At 73.4% G+C, this 17,584-nt stretch carries 21 protein-coding genes; 10 read left to right on the forward strand and 11 right to left on the reverse strand.

Annotated features, from left to right (window positions below; all coding sequences use genetic code 11):
* Position 1: 1 nt before the first annotated feature.
* Complete coding sequence (locus AA23TX_RS31595) at positions 2-847, reverse strand: SAM-dependent methyltransferase (protein WP_155547428.1); 846 nt, start codon at positions 845-847, stop codon at positions 2-4.
* A 77-nt stretch (positions 848-924) separates the two neighbouring features.
* Positions 925-1,119, reverse strand: coding sequence for a hypothetical protein (locus AA23TX_RS31600; protein WP_155546414.1), 195 nt, complete (start codon positions 1,117-1,119; stop codon positions 925-927).
* Positions 1,120-1,319: 200 nt separating this feature from the next.
* Between AA23TX_RS31600 and AA23TX_RS31605 the strand changes: the two genes are divergently transcribed.
* Positions 1,320-2,048 carry a sugar phosphate isomerase/epimerase family protein gene (locus AA23TX_RS31605; RefSeq protein WP_155546415.1) on the forward strand — a complete coding sequence of 243 codons (729 nt, stop codon included), beginning with the start codon at positions 1,320-1,322 and terminating at the stop codon, positions 2,046-2,048.
* The gene (locus tag AA23TX_RS31610; protein ID WP_155546416.1) at positions 2,045-3,145 is read left to right on the forward strand and encodes a Gfo/Idh/MocA family protein; all 1,101 of its coding nucleotides are present in this window, start codon (positions 2,045-2,047) and stop codon (positions 3,143-3,145) included. Before AA23TX_RS31605 ends, AA23TX_RS31610 begins: the two co-directional genes overlap by 4 nt.
* Here AA23TX_RS31610 and AA23TX_RS31615 read toward each other — a convergent pair.
* Entirely contained in the window at positions 3,142-3,729 is a 588-nt protein-coding gene (locus AA23TX_RS31615; protein ID WP_155546417.1) for a TetR/AcrR family transcriptional regulator, read from the reverse strand. The two genes, AA23TX_RS31610 and AA23TX_RS31615, sit on opposite strands and share 4 nt — an antisense overlap.
* Positions 3,730-3,852: 123 nt before the next feature.
* Here AA23TX_RS31615 and AA23TX_RS31620 point away from each other — a divergent pair, with 123 nt between their 5' ends.
* On the forward strand, positions 3,853-4,629 hold the full coding sequence (locus AA23TX_RS31620) for a DeoR/GlpR family DNA-binding transcription regulator (RefSeq protein WP_196425605.1): 777 nt from the start codon (positions 3,853-3,855) through the stop codon (positions 4,627-4,629).
* Positions 4,626-5,822 carry an MFS transporter gene (locus tag AA23TX_RS31625; protein WP_155546418.1) on the forward strand — a complete coding sequence of 399 codons (1,197 nt, stop codon included), beginning with the start codon at positions 4,626-4,628 and terminating at the stop codon, positions 5,820-5,822. The genes AA23TX_RS31620 and AA23TX_RS31625 overlap by 4 nt, the downstream gene beginning before the upstream one ends.
* A gap of 12 nt (positions 5,823-5,834) precedes the next feature.
* Here the strand turns inward: AA23TX_RS31625 and AA23TX_RS31630 are convergent, their stop codons facing one another.
* A complete protein-coding gene (locus AA23TX_RS31630) occupies positions 5,835-6,761 on the reverse strand; it encodes a cation diffusion facilitator family transporter (protein WP_155546419.1) in 927 nt (308 codons plus the stop codon).
* Between the two features lie 54 nt (positions 6,762-6,815).
* Here AA23TX_RS31630 and AA23TX_RS31635 point away from each other — a divergent pair, with 54 nt between their 5' ends.
* Entirely contained in the window at positions 6,816-7,166 is a 351-nt protein-coding gene (locus AA23TX_RS31635) for an ArsR/SmtB family transcription factor (RefSeq protein WP_155546420.1), read from the forward strand.
* On the opposite strand, the gene AA23TX_RS31640 is transcribed toward AA23TX_RS31635, so the two are convergent.
* Positions 7,163-7,966, reverse strand: a complete 804-nt coding sequence (locus tag AA23TX_RS31640) for a MerR family transcriptional regulator (protein WP_155546421.1) — start codon at positions 7,964-7,966, stop codon at positions 7,163-7,165. The genes AA23TX_RS31635 and AA23TX_RS31640 overlap by 4 nt on opposite strands.
* An 8-nt stretch (positions 7,967-7,974) precedes the next feature.
* Entirely contained in the window at positions 7,975-9,234 is a 1,260-nt protein-coding gene (locus tag AA23TX_RS31645; RefSeq protein ID WP_155546422.1) for an amidase family protein, read from the reverse strand.
* Between the two features lie 100 nt (positions 9,235-9,334).
* On the opposite strand from AA23TX_RS31645, the gene AA23TX_RS31650 reads away from it, so the two are divergent.
* From AA23TX_RS31650 to AA23TX_RS31660, 3 genes are read left to right on the forward strand one after another with little or no spacing between them, the layout of a single operon-like run.
* A complete protein-coding gene (locus AA23TX_RS31650; RefSeq protein WP_155546423.1) occupies positions 9,335-9,949 on the forward strand; it encodes a TIGR03086 family metal-binding protein in 615 nt (204 codons plus the stop codon).
* A gap of 42 nt (positions 9,950-9,991) precedes the next feature.
* A complete protein-coding gene (locus tag AA23TX_RS31655) occupies positions 9,992-10,171 on the forward strand; it encodes a hypothetical protein (protein WP_155546424.1) in 180 nt (59 codons plus the stop codon).
* Positions 10,172-10,223: 52 nt separating this feature from the next.
* A complete protein-coding gene (locus AA23TX_RS31660) occupies positions 10,224-10,670 on the forward strand; it encodes a nitroreductase/quinone reductase family protein (protein ID WP_230862782.1) in 447 nt (148 codons plus the stop codon).
* Positions 10,671-10,707: 37 nt separating this feature from the next.
* Here AA23TX_RS31660 and AA23TX_RS31665 read toward each other — a convergent pair whose 3' ends face one another.
* Together AA23TX_RS31665 and AA23TX_RS31670 are read right to left on the reverse strand one after the other, a co-directional pair.
* Positions 10,708-11,337: a maleylpyruvate isomerase family mycothiol-dependent enzyme gene (locus AA23TX_RS31665; protein ID WP_155546425.1), complete on the reverse strand. Its 630-nt coding sequence runs from the start codon at positions 11,335-11,337 to the stop codon at positions 10,708-10,710.
* A 68-nt stretch (positions 11,338-11,405) separates the two neighbouring features.
* A complete protein-coding gene (locus AA23TX_RS31670) occupies positions 11,406-12,203 on the reverse strand; it encodes an ANTAR domain-containing protein (RefSeq protein WP_230862783.1) in 798 nt (265 codons plus the stop codon).
* Positions 12,204-12,384: 181 nt separating this feature from the next.
* Between AA23TX_RS31670 and AA23TX_RS31675 the strand changes: the two genes are divergently transcribed.
* Complete coding sequence (locus AA23TX_RS31675; protein WP_155546426.1) at positions 12,385-12,993, forward strand: HSP18 transcriptional regulator; 609 nt, start codon at positions 12,385-12,387, stop codon at positions 12,991-12,993.
* Between the two features lie 110 nt (positions 12,994-13,103).
* Positions 13,104-13,277, forward strand: a complete 174-nt coding sequence (locus AA23TX_RS49710; RefSeq protein ID WP_196425606.1) for a hypothetical protein — start codon at positions 13,104-13,106, stop codon at positions 13,275-13,277.
* On the opposite strand, the gene AA23TX_RS31680 is transcribed toward AA23TX_RS49710, so the two are convergent.
* The 3 genes from AA23TX_RS31680 to mdlC are packed head-to-tail and all read right to left on the reverse strand — an operon-like array spanning position 13,278 to position 17,500.
* Positions 13,278-14,483: an MFS transporter gene (locus AA23TX_RS31680; protein WP_155546427.1), complete on the reverse strand. Its 1,206-nt coding sequence runs from the start codon at positions 14,481-14,483 to the stop codon at positions 13,278-13,280.
* A gap of 12 nt (positions 14,484-14,495) precedes the next feature.
* Positions 14,496-15,923, reverse strand: coding sequence for a benzaldehyde dehydrogenase (locus AA23TX_RS31685; RefSeq protein ID WP_230862784.1), 1,428 nt, complete (start codon positions 15,921-15,923; stop codon positions 14,496-14,498).
* 2 nt (positions 15,924-15,925) lie between these two features.
* Positions 15,926-17,500 carry a benzoylformate decarboxylase gene (gene mdlC, locus AA23TX_RS31690; protein ID WP_155546429.1) on the reverse strand — a complete coding sequence of 525 codons (1,575 nt, stop codon included), beginning with the start codon at positions 17,498-17,500 and terminating at the stop codon, positions 15,926-15,928.
* Between the last annotated feature and the right edge of the window lie 84 nt (positions 17,501-17,584).

Here is a 17,584-nt window from a genome sequence, read left to right on the forward strand (position 1 = left end):
CTCAGCGCTTGACGCCGACGATCCCGGCCACGCACTTCGCCGAACCCGACAGGGGCGTGAGCCGGGGACCGTCGGGCCACCACTCGTCGCACACCGCGAGACCCGGCGCGGAGGTCGCGTTCGGCTGGAGGAACTCGAGGCCCGGCAGCATGGCTTCGATCTCCGCGCGTGTGCGGAACCGGCCGGCGCCGAGCGGGCCCTGGGTCAGGATGTTCTCGATGCGCTTGGCGATCTCGGTCAGCTCCGGCACCTCGGGGTCGAAGAAGTGCGAGAGCACCACGTACGAGCCCGGGGCGAGCGCGTCGATGTACTCCCGCATGACCTCGGTCGCGCCGTCGCCCTCGAAGTGGTGCATCGTGCCGACGTGCAGCAGGGCGACCGGCTCGGAGAAGTCGATGTGCCGGAGCACCTCGTCGTGGCCGAGCACCGCCCGTGGCTGGAAGATGTCCGCTTCGACCATGTGCGTGAAGTCGTTCTCGACGAGCAGCGCCCGGCCGTGGGCGAGGACCACGGGGTCGTTGTCGACGTAGACGACCGTGTGGTCCTTGTCGATGCGCTGGACGATCTGGTGCGTGTTCTCCGCCGTCGGCAGCCCGGACCCGCAGTCGACGAACTGCCGGATCTTGGTCTGGTTCGCCAGCATCCGCAGCGCGCGGTTGTGAAAACCGCGGTTGCCGCGGGCGATGTCGACCGCCTCGGGGACCGCCGCGCGGATCTTCTCCATCACCATGCGGTCGACTTCGTAGAAGTTGTTGCCGCCGAGGAAGCCGTCGTAGATCCGGGCGATGCTCGGCCGGTCGGGATCGACTCCGACCGGCTTCTGGCTCGGGGACAGCGTCTCGGGCATGGCGACCTCGCAGGACTTCGGCGCGTGGCGTGGGGCCACCCAGCGTAGTAGCTCGGGTCCACGCGGTAAACGCGAGGTCAGCCGCTCGGGCGAAGCCGCTGGTCAGGAATGTCGTCCCAGGCGCGCTCGGCCCGTTCGCGGCGCAGCCGGGCGAGGTGCTGCTCGATCCGGCGGTCGAGATCGCGTGCGGCCTCGGACAGTTCCGTCAGGTCGCGACGGGACGCCGGGTGGCCGACGGCCCCCGTGTCCACTTCGTCCCCTGCCCTGTCCACTCCCGGCACCTCCCGGATCGGATCGGCTCTGGCCTCGTCCCAGCGTTACTGCCCCAACCGGCGCTCGCCAAAACAACCACGGCAGTGAGACCGCGCACGCGGGGGTGCGGCCGTCCGGTGGACCGGCCGCGAAATCCCTGGTGTCAATTTTGACCAAGTGGTAGAAATTCATCGAACCCCGTGACCTCCAGGAGCCGGTGATGAGCGAGCTTTCCGTGCAGCTGTACTCGGTCCGCGACGCCTTCGCGGCCGACCCCGACGGCACCCTGCGGCGGCTCGCCGCGATCGGCTTCACGCGCGTCGAGCCGTACGGGGTCGTCGAAAACGCCGAAGCACTGCGGAACGGGCTGCCGGCGCACGGCCTGACCGCCCCGACCGCGCACGCCCGCCTGATCGGCGCCGACCAGGCGGCCGTGTTCGCCGCGGCGGCCGAGCTGGGCATCGGCCTGGTGATCGACCCGCTCGTCAAGCCGGAGCAGTGGCAGGACACCGACGGCATCGCCGCCACGGCGGACGCGCTGAACGCCGCCGCCAAGGTCGCGGCCGAGCACGGCGTGCAGGTCGGCTACCACAACCACTGGTGGGAGCTGGAATCCCGGATCGACGGCCGCAGCGCGTTCGAGGTCTTCGCCGGACAGCTCGACCCCGCCGTCGCGCTGGAGGTCGACACCTACTGGGCCACCGCGGGCGGCGAGGACGCGCCCGCGCTGCTGCGCCGGCTCGGCGACCGCGTCAAGGCGATCCACGTCAAGGACGGCGCCCTGGCCACCGACGCCACCGGTCAGGTCCCGGCCGGACAGGGCAGCGTGCCGGTCGCCGAGGTGCTCGCCGCCGCGCCGGACGCGCTGCGCGTCGTCGAGTTCGACGCCTACGACGGTGACCTCTTCGAGGCCATCGCCGCCAGCCACGCGTTCCTGGTCAACCGGTGACCGGCGGGCCGGTCGGCGTCGGGATCGTCGGCGCCGGCGTCATCAGCGGCACCTACCTCGAGAACCTGACGAGCTTCCCGGACGTCCGCGTGGTGCGGATCGCCGACCTCGACACCGAGCGCGCCGCGGCCCGCGCGGCCGAGTACGGCGTGCCGCGTTCGGGCACGGTGGCCGAGCTGCTCGACGACACCGAGGTCGAGCTCGTCGTCAACCTGACCATCCCCGCCGCGCACGTCGACGTCGGGCTCGCCGCCCTCGACGCGGGCAAGCACGTGTGGGCGGAGAAGCCCCTCGCGCTGGACCGCCAGACCGGCCGCAAGCTGCTGGATCGCGCACGGGAGAAGAACCTGCGCGTGGCGAGCGCGCCCGACACCGTCCTCGGCGCCGCGCTGCAGACCGCGCGCCGGGCCGTCGACGAGGGCCGGATCGGCCGTCCGCTGACCGCGTTGGCGTTGTTCCAGGTGGCGGGCCCGGAAGTGTGGCACCCCACGCCGGAGTTCTACTACCAGCCGGGCGGCGGGCCGCTGCTCGACATGGGCCCGTACTACCTGACGGCCTTGGTGCACCTCCTGGGGCCGATCCGGCGCGTCACGGGCGCCGGCGGCCGGGCGCGCGACACCCGGGTCATCGGCTCCGGTCCGCGCGCGGGGACGGAGTTCCCGGTGCTGGTGCCGACGACGATCACCGCGCTCGTCGAGTTCGAAGGGGCCTCGGCGCAGGTCGTGCTGAGCTTCGATTCGGCGCTCAAGCGGACCGGGGTGGTCGAGCTGACCGGCACCGGCGGCACCGCCGTCCTGCCGGACCCCAACCGGTTCGACGAGCCGACCCGGCTGCACCTGCTCGGCGGTGACGATCCGGAAGAGCTGGCGCCCGCCGGGCACGCGGCCTCCCGCGGCACCGGGGCGCTGGAGCTGGCCCGGGCGATCCGCGCCGGCGTGCCGGAACGCGCGTCCGGCGAGCTGGCCTACCACGTGCTCGACGCGATGCTGGCCATCGAGGAGTCCCTGACCCGGGGGCAGACCGTGGACGTCGGCAGCAGTGTCGAGGTCCCGCCCCTGCTGCCGGTGGGCTGGGACCCGTACGAGAAGACCCTCTAGACCGGGACGGTGAGCACGTTCTGCAGGTAGAAGCGCAGCGAACCGACCAGGTCGACGTCGCCCGGGACGGTCAGCCACTGCACCTGCAGGCCGTCCATCAGCGCGATGAACGTCAGCGTGGCCAGCCCGGGGTCGACGCCGTCCCGCAGTTCGCCCCGAGCGGCCAGGACCGCGAACGACTCGTGCACGCCTTCGCGCGCGGCCCGGTAGTGGCGCACGAAGTACTCGTGTGCCGGGTGGTCCGGGGCGACGGCCTCGGCGGCGAGCCGGGAGTAGAGGTCGACGATCCCGGGGTGGCGGACGTTGTGCTCGGCGAGCGCGACGAAGTGGCGCAGCACCTCGAGGCCGGGCGGCACCGTCAGCTGTTCGCGCTCGGAGTCCTCGGCGTCACGCCGTTCGAGCACGGCGGCGAGCAGGGCCTCCTTGGTCGGGAAGTAGTACAGGAGGCCGGCGTGGGAAATCCCGACGCGCTTGGCGATCTCCCGCAGCGACGAGCCCTGGTAGCCGAGTTCGCCGTACGCCGCGGCCGCCGCCGTGATGATGTCCTCACGGCGGATCCGGCCCTTCAGGTAGCCCCCGGTCACGGGGTCGCGGTGGTCTCGGCGGCGTGCACGGCACCATCATGCCGCAGCGGTGTTTCGCACAAGCGACGTGAGCGGACGAACAAATCAGTTGTGCGAACGCTCGCGGCTTGCGAACATCGCGGCGTGAAGAGCGCGGAACGGCAGCGGATCATCGTGGAGCGGCTGCGTGACGCCGACCAGGTGGCCGTCGCGGACCTGGCGTCGGCGACCGGCGCGTCGGAGATGACTGTGCGCCGCGACCTCGACCACCTGGCTGCGCGCGGGGTGCTGCGGCGGGTGCACGGGGGAGCCGTCCCGGCGGCGCCGTCCGGGATCGAACCGCCGTTCGCCGCCCGCGCGACGGAAGCGGTCGCGGCGAAGCGGGCCATCGCGGCCGCGGCCGCCGAGCTGATCCGCGACGGTGAAACGATCGTCCTCGACAGCGGCACGACCGCGCTGGAGCTCGCGCGGCTGCTGCGCGGGCGCGCGGTCACCGTGATGCCGCTTTCCCTGCACGCGGCCCGGGAGCTGGCCGACGACGGGGGAGTCCGGCTGCTCCTGCCCGGCGGCGAGCCGCGGCCGGGGGAGCAGGCCCTGGTGGGCCCGCTGACCGTCGCGTCGTTGCGCGCCCTGCGCTTCGACGTCGCGGTGCTGAGCCCGTGCGCGTTCGGCGTCGACGCCGGGCTCACCGCCTTCGACCTGGGCGACGCCGAGGTCAAGCGGGCGGCCCTCGACGTCGCGGCCCGCGCGATCGTGCTCGCCGACGGCGCCAAGTGGGGCCGCGCCGCACTCGCCCACGTCTGTCCCGCCGACCGCCCGGATGTAGTGATCACCGACCCGGGCGCGCCCGAGGACCAGCGTGCGGCGCTGGCCGGCCTCGGCGTGCTCGTGCACGTCGCCGTCCCTTGGGAGAACCGATGACGACCGCTCCGCCCCGCCCGCGCGCCGCCCGGTTCGCGACCTTCATGTTCTTCGGCCTCAACGGGTTCGCGATGGGCATGTGGGTGGTGCACATCCCGAACATCGAACGCGCGACCGGCATTTCGCACAGCACGCTGGGCGCGTTGCTGCTGGTGCTCGGCGGCGCGGCGTTCGCGGGCATGCAGATCTCCGGCCCGCTCGTCGACCGGCTCGGCCACCGCCGGCTGGTCCCGGCGGCCGGCGTGCTGCTCGGCCTCGCCCTGTGCGGACCGGGGTTCGCGAACTCGTGGTGGGCGCTCGGGCTTTCGCTGATCCTGTTCGGCTTCGGCAACGGCGCGATCGACGTCGGGATGAACTCCCACGCGGTGGTCGTGGAGCGCGCTTACCCGCGTCCGATCATGGCGGCGTTCCACGCGTTCTGGTCGATCGGCGGCGCGTTCGCGGCGGTCATCGGCGCGGCGACGCTCGGTGGCGGCGTGCCGACCGGCGTGACGCTCACCGCCACCGGCCTGTTCTGCGTGCTGCTTTCCCTGGTGTCCGCGCGTTTCCTGATGGAGCCGGCCGACGTGCCTTCGCCGGCCTCGGAGTCGCCCGCCGAATCCGCGCCGGTCCGCCGTCGCCCGCCGGGTCGCGTGGTGTGGCTGCTCGGGTTGCTGGCGCTGGCGCTGATGCTGTCGGAGGGCGTGGCCAACGACTGGGCGGCGCTGCACATGGAGAAGGTCCTCGGCACGTCGTCCTCGACGGCGGCGCTGGCGTACGGCGCGTTCGCGGTGGCGATGACGACCGGCCGGTTCCTGACCGACCGCGTCGCGGCCTGGGCCGGCCCGGCGGCGATCGTCCGCTACGGCGCGGCGCTGGCCGCGGTCGGCCTGTCGATCGCCGCGGCGGCGCCGTGGGTGCCGCTGTCGCTCGTCGGCTGGGCGCTGTTCGGGCTGGGCTTGTCGGGCGGGGTCCCGCAGCTGTTCACCGCGGCGGGGAACCTCGACACGCGGGCTTCGGGTGCGTTGATGGCCCGGGTGGTCGGCCTCGGGTACGTGGGCCTGCTGGCCGGGCCGGCGCTGATCGGCGGGCTGACGCGGTGGATGCCGCTGAACGTCACCTTCGCGGTGCCGGTGGTGCTGTGCGTGCTGGCGGCGGTGTTCGCGGGGGTGCTGAGCCCGAAGCCGGAGCCGGCGGAGCAGCCCGTGGGCTGATCTCCGCCGGGGCTAGTGCTGGTGCGCCCGTTCCGGTTCGGTGTGGACGACGACCGCGGTCAGGTGCGGGACCGCGTGCACCAGCCGGTGCTCCACCTCGTGCGCGAGCGAGTGGGCCTCGCGGACCGTCAGCTCCGACGCGACCGTGACGGCCAGCTCGGCCCGCAGGTGGTGCCCGATCCACCGCATCCGCAGGTCACGCGCGCCGAGTACGCCCTCGACGTCGAGCGCCGTCCGTTCGGCCAGCTCCACCGAGGCCGGGTCGACGGCGTCCAGCAATCGTCGGAACACTTCCTTCGCGGCGTCGCGCAGCACGAACACGATCGCGACCGTGATGCCGAGCCCGACGATCGGATCCGCCGCGGGGAAGCCGAACGCGACCCCGGCGGCGCCCGCGACGACGGCCAGCGACGTGAAGCCGTCCGTGCGGGCGTGGACCCCGTCGGCGACCAGCGCGGCCGAGCCGATCTCGCGGCCGACCTTGATGCGGTACCGCGCGACGAGCTCGTTGCCGGCGAAGCCGATCACGCCCGCCGCCGCGACCACCCAGGGGTACCCGACCGGCTCGGGATCGAGCAACCGCCGGACGGACTCGTACGCGACGAGCACCGCCGAAGCGGCGACGACCAGCACGACGACCACCCCGGCCAGGTCTTCCGCGCGCCCGAGGCCGTAGGTGTAGCGGCGCGTCGCCGCGCGCCGGCCCAGCAGGAACGCGATGCCGAGCGGGACGGCGGTCAGCGCGTCGGCGAAGTTGTGGATCGTGTCGCCGAGCAGCGCGACCGACCCGGTGACGAGCACGAGCACCAGCTGCGCGACGGCGGTCACGAACAGCGCGGCGAACGACCACGTCAGCGTGCGCAGGCCGCGCCGGCTCGTTTCGAGGGCGTGGTCGACGCGGTCGGCGGAGTCGTGACTGTGTCCGTGTCCGTGTCCCATGCTGTGAGTCTATCTGCGCACACATGCAGATACGCAAGTAGTAGGGTTCACGCCATGCACGCGTCGCTGCCGGACTTCGACATGCCCACCGACGAGCAGGTCCACCTGGCCGCGGAGTCGTTCCGCCTCCTCGCCGACCCGACCCGCATCAAGGTCCTGTGGGCGCTGCTCCAGGGCGAGTCCTCGGTGGCGTGCTTGGCGGAGCTGGCGGGCGCGGCCCCGACGGCGGTCAGCCAGCACCTGGCGAAGCTCAGGCTGGCGGGCCTGGTGAAGGGCCGTCGCGAGGGAACCTTCGTGTACTACTCGGCGGCGGACAACCACGTGCGCGGCCTGCTGGCCCAGGCTCTGCACCACGCGGACCACCTGGACCGCGACCTGCCCTCCGAGCACGCCCACCGGCCCTAGCCGATCGGCTCCTGCAGCTCCGTCACCCAGCCCGCCGGATCCTCCGGGCAGTCCAGGTACAGCTCCCGCTGCGGCCCGGCCGAGGCGAACCCGTGGCCGTCGACCCACCGGACCACCGCCTGCCAGCTCGGCAGCACGCCGTCGATCGCGCCGCGGTGGACCAGGGTCGCCGCTCGGACCGGGGCGACGTCCACCACCGCCAAGCCGTTCAGGTCGCCCGGACCGACGGACGCCGGGACCGCCGCGTGCACGACGACCTCGTCCTCGAGACGCTGCTCGTAGTAGCACGTCAGCCGGCCCGCCGGGGTGACGTCCGCGAGAGGGAGACGGCGGCCGAGCTCCGCGCACAGCGGGCGCACCACCGGCCCGATCGCCTCCGGCGCGAACCCAGCCGCCACGCCGGTCAGCTCCACCACCCGCATCGCGGGCAGGTCCTTGACGACGACGTCGGGGGCGCGACCTTCCTCCTCGATCGTCCGCAGCCGCGCCTCGACCTGCGCGAGCCGCGCCGCGCCTTCCGCCAGCGCCGCTTCCAGCTCCGAGCGCCGCAGGGCGAGCATGCCGCGCACCCGCTCCACCGGGAGGTCGTCGGCCAGCAGCGTCGCCACCTGGTCGAGGGTGAACCCGAGGTCCTTCAGCGCGACGATCCGGTTGAGCCGCGCCAGCTGGCCCGCCGTGTAGCTGCGGTAGCCGGTCGCGGGGTCGACGCGCGCCGGCCGCAGCAGCCCGAGCGCGTCGTAGTGGCGCAGCATGCGGACCGACACCCGGCCGTGGCGGGCGAAGTCGCCGATCGAGAACACTCCTCCGATCATTCCGCAGGCGGGACGAACCCGCCGAGGACGTCCGCGGCGAGCTCCGCGAACGTGATCGCGGTGTCGTCCTCGTGCGCCGGCGCGGCCACCTGCAGCCCGACCGGCAGCGTGCCCGCCAGCGGCGCGCTCACCGCGGGCAGCCCGGGCAGCGACGCCTGCGCGACCCAGAACACCTGGTCGTCGTAGCGGTGCCGGTCGTCGTGCCGCGGCGCCGTCGTGAACACGGTCGGGCAGAGGAAGACGTCGACGTCCGCGAAGTACCGGGCCCACGCCGCGCCCAGCGTCGCCCGCCGGCGCTCCTGCTCGTCCGCGCCGGCCGGCTCGCCGCCTTCCATCGCGGCGAAGAACCACTCGACCTGGAAACCGAACGCCTCCGCCTGGACGACCGGATCGACGCCGTCCGGCCAGCCTTCGGCTACCCGCACCCCGGCCCGGACGAGCGCGTCGACGGCGTCCGACAGCGCTTCGCCCACCTCGCCGGCCACCGGGCAGGCCGGGTCGTCGAGCACGACGCCGACGCGGAAGTCCGCGAGCCGCGACCGGCGTGACGGCGTCCCCGGTCCGCCGGTGACGGTCAGCGCGAGCCGCAGGTCGGCGGCCGAGCGGGCCAGGGGACCGACGGTGGACGGGAACTCCCGGGCGGGCTCGGCGGGCGGTCCGGGCGGCTGGAAACCCCGCAGCGGCACGGTTCCCGGGGTCGGCTTGAGGCCGTAGACGCCGCAGTACGCCGCCGGGATGCGGATCGAGCCGGCCAGGTCGGAGCCGTACTCCAAAAAGGACAGTCCGGCCGCGAGTGCGGCCGCCGCGCCGCCGCTCGACCCGCCTGGCGTCCGGGCGTGGTCCCGCGGGTTCAGCGTGCGGCCGTAGACCGGGTTCGAAGTCCGGCCGAAGTCGGCGAGCAGGTGGTGCACGTTCGACTTCCCGACGACGATCGCGCCCGCCGCCTGAAGTCGTTCGACGACCGCGGCGTCCCGGTCCGCCACGGCCTCGGCGAACGCCGGCTCGCCCCAGGTCGTGGCCATCCCGGCGACGGCGAACGCGTCCTTGATCGTCATCGGGACGCCGTGCAGGGGCCCGCCGGTCGTCGCATCGGCCTTCGAAGCCGCTTGGAGCGCGAAGTCGCGCCGGGTCGCGACGACGGCGTTGACCTCGGAGGCGTCGATGCGGGCGAAGAGCCGTTCGGTCAGGTCGCGGGACGAGAGCGTGCCCCGGCGGAGGCCGGCGGCCACCTCGGTGGCGGTGCGGAAGAACGTCATGGGTCCGGGATAGCGGCTGACACGGTGTCAGGGTCAACTGTCGAGTCCGGCCGCGCCCGTTCGTCCTCGGGGAGAACGACACCTCTGACGAAGGAGCGAAATGGACACGATGGACTTGTACCGGCGCGCCCAGGGCGGGTTCGACGCGGTGCTGGCCGCGGTGCGCGACGACCAGTGGGACACACCGTCGGCGTGCACGGAGTGGTCGGTGCGGGACGTCGCCGGCCACGTCGTCTGGGGTCAACGCCAGTTGCGGGCCTGGGCGAGCGGGGAGGACTACGCGGAGACCGCGGGCGCACCGGGAGCGCCGCACCCCGCCGTGCTCGCCGGGACGAACCCCGTCGAGACGTGGCGGGCCGCGGCGGTGGCCGAGCTGACCGAGGAGGAGCTGCGCCGCCCGGTTTCGCTGCCCGGGCTCGGCGAGATCCCGGTCGCCGGCATCGTCACGCTGCTGATCACCGACCTCGTCGCGCACAGCTGGGACATCGGCTCGGCGGCCGGTCAGGACGTGCGCCTCCCGCCGGAGCTCGTGGACGTGGCGTTCACCTGGGCGCGGGCGAACGCGGTGCGCCGGCCGGGGTTCTTCGGGCCGGAGCTGGCGCCGCCCGGCGGAGCCGACGAGCAGACGCGGATGCTGGCCTTCCTCGGCCGCCGGGCGTGGGCGCCGGTACCGGCCGGTGTTTCCGGTTCGCGCCGCGGTGGTAGTCACCGGTGATCGCCGTCCGAGTCACGGATGGCAGTGGCGGAGGGAAATCCGATGCCGGACGCAGTTCGCCTGACCGCACCCCCGGCGCCGCCCGAGGCGACCCCGCCGGACCCTCTGGTGCCGGACCCGTCGTTGCCCGGCCCGGATCCGGACCGGCCGGCCCCCGAGCCGGGCACGCCGGTGCCGGACCCGTTGCCGCCGGAAACCGAGCCGGGCCCGGAACGCCGCTGAATACGAGATAGAGATGATATGAGTTTCATATGATCTCGTGTACGGTCGTGGCATGACAACAGCGCAGAACTACCGGCGGATGGTCAACGCCGGGAACAAGATCGTCGTGGGACTCCAGCGGCTGGGCGTCGCGTTCGGCCCGATGCAGCTGCTCACCGTCCCCGGCCGCCGCACGGGGGTGCCGCGCACGTTCCCGATCGCGGTCATCCCGATCGACGGCGACCGCTACATCTTCCAGGCCTACCCGAAGGCGGCGTGGGTGGCGAACGCCCGGGCGGCGGCCGAGGTGACGCTCACCCGCGGCCGCCGCACCACGGCGGCCCGCCTGACGGAGGTCCCGGTGGAGCAGCGACGGCCGCTCCTGCGCGAGCTGGTGGCGAAAAGCCCGGCCAGCGTGGGAAAGCGGCTGGTGACCACGGGCCTCGCGGACGCGGCGACTCCGGACGCGGCCGCCGCGGCGGCGGAACGCATCGCGGTGTTCCGCGTCGAGCCGGCCTGAGCCGGCGCGAGGACCTCCCGGCGGTGAAGCGCCGTGCTCAGACCGTCCGGCACCGGGCCGAAAGCTCCTCCAGCCCGGCGCCGGACAGCTGGTCCAGCGCGGCCTCCCGGCCGGTCATCGCCATCACCAAGGCGAGCAGTGGACCCGCCACCTCGGGTCCGCTCCCGGCCGACCACTCGGTGTCGCTCGCCCGCAGCGTGAGCCCGCCGACCCGGTTCTTGGCGCCGATCAGCAGGTTCGACCGGCGGTAGAACTCCGCGACGCGGATCAGCGTCGCGGCCGGGAACGCGCGGTCGAGCCCGAGCGCCCACCGGATGTCCGTGCCGTGCACCACGATCTCGCCGAGCCACGAATCCGCCGGACCCGGCGGCCCGGTCGTGTCGTCCGCGTGTTCGCGCAGCCGGGCGAGCGTCGCCGCGGGGCCGTCCGCGGTCTCGCGGGCGATGTTCTTCGCCGTCATCGCGGCGAACCGGAACCCCGAGCCGGCCAGTCCGGCGAAGAACCTGACCGGCGTCAGCGTCGCGGTCGACACGATGTGGCCGAGTACGTCGTGGACGGTCCACTCGCGACACAGGGAAGGAGCCGACCAGGCCTGCACGTCCGCGAGATCGTCGGCCAGCGCGGCGCGCTCCCGGTGGATCTCGGGCCAGGGACCGGAACCCGGCATCGGGCCTCCTCGGGCCGTCCGGGATCGGCGATCCCGGTGCACGCAGGTCGTCCGCGACGCCCGGGTCGTTACACGCCGGTCAGCTCGGCCTCGCCCTCGAACGCCCGCAGCACCTGCTCGGCGGCGGCGCGGGCGGCGAGGCCCGGCCGGATCGTGCGGTCACCGCCGGGCTGCGGCGCCGGGGCGCCGGCCAGCAGCTCCACCAGCGCCACGGCGAGCTCGCGCACCTTGACGTTGAACTGCTGGCTCGCTCGCCTCAGCGTCTCCCACGCTTCCTCGGGATCGCAGCGGCGCAGGGCGATGACGATGCCCTTCGCCTCCTCGAGCGCGGCCCGCGACTGCAGGAGGTCGAGCACCTGCTCGGTCCGGTCGGGCCGGGCCGCTTCGGCGAGGACCAATGCCAGGGCCGTGAGCCTTTCGTAGCGCCGCAACACTTGCACCGTCTCTTCGGTGGCGGGCCGGTCGAGCGCCACCGAGAGCACGAAGCCGTCCTCGGCGTCCCAGGCCGGCAGTGCCGCGACGCCGCGGACGCGCGCCCACCCCGCCGCCAGCTCGGGGTGGCGCTCGATCAGGCCGCTCAGGGTGAGCGACGGCCAGCGTTCGTCGGCGAAGACGTCGGCGGTGACGACCGGCTGGCCGGTGCGGTCGGCGGTCGGGACCGGGCCGCCGAGCCCGTCCAGCTGGGCCGGGACGAAGGCGGCCGCGAGGCCGTGGGTGGCCGCCACTCGCAGCGGCGTTCCTTGCTGATGCTGGGATACCGCCGCGCCGACGGCGCCCGGAACGTCCGCGGCGATCCGGGCCAGGAGCTCCTCGAGCAGAGCGGTCACCGGCGCGCGCTCGTCCGTCATGGGTCTTACGGTGGTCACGCGATTCTCCTCGACCGAGGTCAGGCCGCCACCCGGGTGGCGGACACGGGGTGGGACGGGTCGCTGCACTTCAACATCGGCATCCACCTCCGGAGCGCGGTGGCTCTGGCGTCACCACGCGGTTTTGTTCTAGCATGTCGTCGTAATGATGACAAGAACAGGGTCGTCGAAAGGATGACAGATGGAGGCGCATGATCCCGCTGACGCGTTGCGGCGCGTCCACGACGTGGTCACGGCCGCCCGCGCGGGCACGGCGGAGCAGGATCGGCTGCTGTCCGCGCTGGCCGGCCTGCGCGTGCTGCGCGAGGAGCTCGCGGGCTGGGAGCCGGAGCTGATCACGGCGGCCCGTGCGGCGGGCGCCAGCTGGGTGGCGCTGGCGCCGGCGATGGGGGTGGCGAGCCGCCAGGCTGCGGAACGGCGGTACCTGCGGCTGCAGCCGTCGAACACGGGGGAGAAGACGGGCGAAGCCCGGGTCGACGCGGAGCGCGACCGCCGCGCGGGCGACCGGGCGGTCGCCGGCTGGGCGCGCCGCAACTCGGGGATCCTCCGCCAGCTGGCCGGCCGGGTGAGCGCGTTGGACGGCCTGGGCCCGGCGGCCCAGGAGAGCGCGGACCGGCTGGGGGCGGCCTTGGGCGACGACGACCCGGCGACGCTGCTGCCCCCGTTGGCCGCCGCCCGCCCCTACCTGGCCGACCACCACGCGGGTCTCGCGGAGCAGCTGGGCGAGATCTCGGAGAAGGCGGACCGCCTCCGCCGAGACGCGGCGGGGCAGCGGCGGGCGAAGTACTGAGCCACCGGTTTGCGCGAGGTGAGCCGCTCGGCGCGGGCTCGGGCGATGGCGTCCGCCCTCGGCCGGCTGAACGGTGTCTGAGCGCGCGCGACAGCGGGTACCACCCGGGCATGGACGACAAGATCCCCGACCGCACGGAGACCCGCGCCGAGCTGCTGCCCGAAGAGCAAGCCGCCGACAGCGCCGACCCCGAAGCCCAGGCCCGCGAGGTGCTGAAGGACTCCGACCGCCGCACCGAAAACCCCGAACCTGCCATGCGCCGCCGTCCCGAGGAAACCGCCTGACTACACGGACACGGACGTCGAAACCCGTTCCTCCCGCAACATCAGCACCGCGACCAGCCCGAACGCGGCCACGACGGCGAAGAAGTAGAAGCCCCACGGGTACGCGACCCCGGCCGTGACCAGCGCGCCGGTCACGAACGGCCCGAGGATCGACCCGAGCCGTCCGACCGCCGACGTCAGGCCGAGCGCCGTGCCGCGCAACCGGGCCGGGAACACCTGCGCCACGTACCCGTAGATCAGCACCTGCGCCGAGAACACGAACACGCCGGTCAGCAGCACGACCGTGTTCAGCACGACCGCGTTGCCGATGCGCAGGCTCAGCGCCGCGAGCAGCACCGCGCCCGCGCCGAACCAGATCCGGGCGATCGGGCGGATGCCGAACCGGTCGGCGATCGTGCCCGCCAGCACCAGTCCGAGCACCGCGCCGATGTTGAGCACCAGCAGCAGCGTGATCGACGTCGAAATCGGATAACCCGCCGTGCGCATCAGCTGCGGCAGCCACGTGTTGAGCCCGTAGACCAGCAGCAGCCCCATGAACGACCCGGTCCACACGGCGATGCTGACCCGCCGGAACCGCGGGCCCAGCAGGTCGCGAAGCCCGACGCGTTCGGTGGACGCGTCTTCGCGAGAAGCCAGGTACGCGGCGGATTCCGGCAGCTTCCACCACATCAGCGGCACGGCCAGCAGCCCGACGATCCCGCCGCCGTAGAACAGCAGGTGCCAGTCTTCCTTCGCGGACAGCGCGAGGATCGACGTCAGCACCGCGCCGACGTGATAACCGGTCATGGTGAACGTGCTCGCGCTCGCCCGCCGCCGCGCCGGGAGGTTCTCCGACATCACCGTCAGCGCCACCGGCATGCACGCGCCGAGGCCGAGCCCGGCGACGAACCGGAAGACCCCGAACGTCGCGACGTTCGGCGCCAGCGGCGTCAGCAGGGTGAACAGCGAGAACAGCAGCACCGAGCCGATGAGCATGCCGCGCCGGCCGAAGCGGTCGGTGAGCGGGCCGAGGCCGGCCGCGCCGACCGCCACGCCGATCAGCGACACCGTGGCGACCAAGGTCGCGCCGGCCGCGGTGAAGCCGAGGTAGCCGCTTTTCAGCAGGGTCGGGATGGTGGCGCCGAGCGCGACCAGGTCATAGCCCTCGAGCAGGACGGTCAGCCAGCAGAGGACCGCCGTCCACACGGGACGGGGAGACGTCGTCATTGCCGTGCTCCTTCAGAAGGGGTAGCCCGCGATGTCCGCGCGGACGGTCAGCCACTGGGTTTCGGTGAAGGCCTCGATGTTGGCCTGGGCGCCGCCGAAGCGGGAGCCGTTGCCGGAGTCGCCGACGCCGCCGAACGGAGCGGTGGGCTCGTCGCCGACGGTCTGCTCGTTGATGTGCACCTTGCCCGAGCGGACCTCGTCGGCCAGCGTCATCGCGGTGCCGACGTCGCCGAGGATGCCGACCGACAGGCCGTACTCGGAGTCGTTCACCAGGCGTGCGGCCTCGCCGAGATCGCGGTAGGCGCGCACCGGCGCGACCGGCCCGAAGATCTCCTCCCGCCACGCCGGGGTGTCGTCGTCGAGTCCGAAGAGGACGGTCGGCGGGTAGAACGGCGCGTCGGGCTTGCCGCCGGCCAGCACGCGAGCGCCGGCCGCGACGCTGCGATCGACGACGTCGGTGACGTGCGCGAGCTGCCGGTCGTCGATGATCGGGCCGAGCGCGACGTCGCCGGCGGCGGGGTTCCCGACCGGCAGCCGCCGCGCCTTTTCCGCCAGTGCCTCGACGTAGTCGTCCACTTGGGACTCGTGGACGAGGTGGCGGCCGGTCGTCATGCAGATCTGGCCCTGGTGCAGGAACGAGCCGAACGCGCCGGCGGACGCGGCCTTGGCGACGTCGGCACCCGGCAGCACGACGAGCGCGTTGTTCCCGCCCAGCTCCAGGTGCACGCGCTTGAGCGCCCGTGCGGCGGCCTCGCCGACCTTCCGCCCGGCGGCCGTCGAGCCGGTGAACGACACGACCGACACCTCGGGCGCGTCGACCACCGCGGCGCCGACGGTGGCGTCACCGGGCAAGAGGTGGAGCAGGCCTTCGGGCAGCCCGGCCTCCTCGAAGACGCGCACGATGCTCACCCCACCGGACACGGCGGTGCGCAGATCCGGCTTGAGCAGCACGGCGTTGCCGAGCGCGAGCGCGGGCGCGACCGAGCGGATCGCCAGGATCAGCGGGAAGTTGAACGGCGCGATCACCGAAACCACCCCGGCCGGGACGCGCCGGGCCAGCGACCAGCGCGGTTCGCCGGTGCTCAGCACCTCACCGCGGGGGTGCGTGGGCAACGCCGCCGCCTCGAAGCAGATCCCGGCTGCCATCTCCGTCTCGATCCCGGCCTTGGGCCGCGTCGAACCGGCTTCGCGGACGATCCAGTCCTGCACCTCGGCGGCGTGCGCCTCCCACAGCTCGCCGGCGCGGCGCAGCACCGCGGCGCGTTCGGCGGGCTTGCGCCGCGCCCAGTCGCGCTGGGCCTTCGCCGCGTCGACCGCGGCTTTCGCGACGTCGTCCGGGGTCGCGATGCCGACCCTGCCCAGGGTTTCCCCGGTGGCCGGTTCGACGACCGCGTGAGTCCCGCCGGTGCCGGTGAGGAACTCGTTGTCCAGCAAGGTCATGATCACTCCGGTGTGGTCGGTTCGGTGTCGACCTGGATCAGCCGGGGGCCGTCCGGGGTCGACTTGAGCTGGGCGTGCAGGTCGTCTAGGCCGGTGACGGTGGTGGCGGGGACGCCGTAGCCGGCGGCGATCGCGGTGAAGTCGAGGCCGGGGATCTCGGTGCCGGGTACATCCGGCGTTCCGAGCAGCTCACCGAACCACCGCAACGCGCCGTAGACGCCGTTGCGCAGGATCACGAACGTGACCGGGACGCGGTAGTGCGCCGCGGTCCACAACGCCGTGATGCCGTAGTTCGCCGAGCCGTCGCCGATGACGCCGACGACCGGGCGGTCCGGGCTGCCCATGGCGACGCCGACCGCGGCCGGCAGGCCGAACCCGAGGCCGCCGGCGGCCGGGAAGAAGTACGAGCCTTCGCGGCGCAGGTCCATCTGCCGCCACCACGCCGAGTTCGTCGATGTCGATTCGACGACATACCGGGTGCTCTCGGCCTGCGTTTCGCGCAGCGCCGCGAAGACCTGCTCCGGGTGCAGCGCTTTCCCGCCCGTTTCGGGTTCGGGGTTCCCGACGTGGTCCCCGCTCGATCCGCGGCCCGGCACCTTGGCCAGCAGCGCTTCGATCACCGGCGCGGGGTCGGCGACCAGCGCCTCGCCCATCGGCGCCCGGGCCGCCGCGCCGAAGTCGTCGGTCACCTGGATCAGCCGCGTGCCTTCCGGCAGGTACGCGCCGGGCACGTACTGGTGGTAGCGGAACACCGGCGCGCCGAGGACGAGCACGAGGTCGTGCCCGGTCAGCGCGGCCGACACCGGCGCGATACCGGCCGGCAGCACGCCGCGGAAGAGCGGGTGCCGGTTGGGAAAGGGCAGCCGGTGCGGCGACGGCGCCACCCAGACCGGCAGGCCGAGGTGCTCGGCGAGCGCGACGGTCCGGTCGAACAGGCCGGTGGCGTCGAGGTCCCCACCGAGGACGAGCGCGGGGTTCTTCGCGGTGGCGACGGCCTCGGCGAGGTCGTCGAGCTGGCTTTCGCTCGGCGTCAGCCCCCTTCGGACGCTTCGGTCCAGCGTCACGGCGGCGTTGGCGTCCAGCTCGGCGGCCCAGTCGTCGTAGGGCACCGAGAGGTAGCTCGGCCGCCGGTGCAGCTCGGCCTCGAACACCGCCTGCGCGAGCGAACGCGGGACGTCCTCGGCGCAGCTCGGCTCGCCGGCCCACCCCACGAGGGGGCGCATCAGCTGCGTCGCGTCGACGTTCGCGAGCATCGCCTCCATGCCGATGGCCGCCCGCACCTGCTGGCCCGCGGTGAGCACCAGGGGAGAGCGCGAGTAGACGGCGTTGGTCAGCGCGCCCATCGCGTTGCCCGAGCCGGCGGCGGCGTGCAGGTTGACCAGCACCGGCCGGCCGGTCGCCTGGGCGTAGCCGTCGGCCATCCCGACCACGGCGCCTTCGTGCAGGCCGAGGACGTAGGTGAAGTCGTCCGGCAGCTCGGCGAGGAACGGCAGCTCGTTGGAGCCGGGGTTGCCGAAGATCGTCGTCAGGCCTCGGCGGTGCAGGAACTCGTGGGCGAGCCGGCGGGCGGTGGGCATGCGCGGGGTCCTCCTCGGGCGGGTTGGCCCAGACCCTAAGGACGCCACGCGCTGTGTTCCAATAAATGTTGCCTCGGTCGTTCA

It is taken from the genome of Amycolatopsis camponoti (genome assembly GCF_902497555.1).
GTDB lineage: Bacteria > Actinomycetota > Actinomycetes > Mycobacteriales > Pseudonocardiaceae > Amycolatopsis > Amycolatopsis camponoti.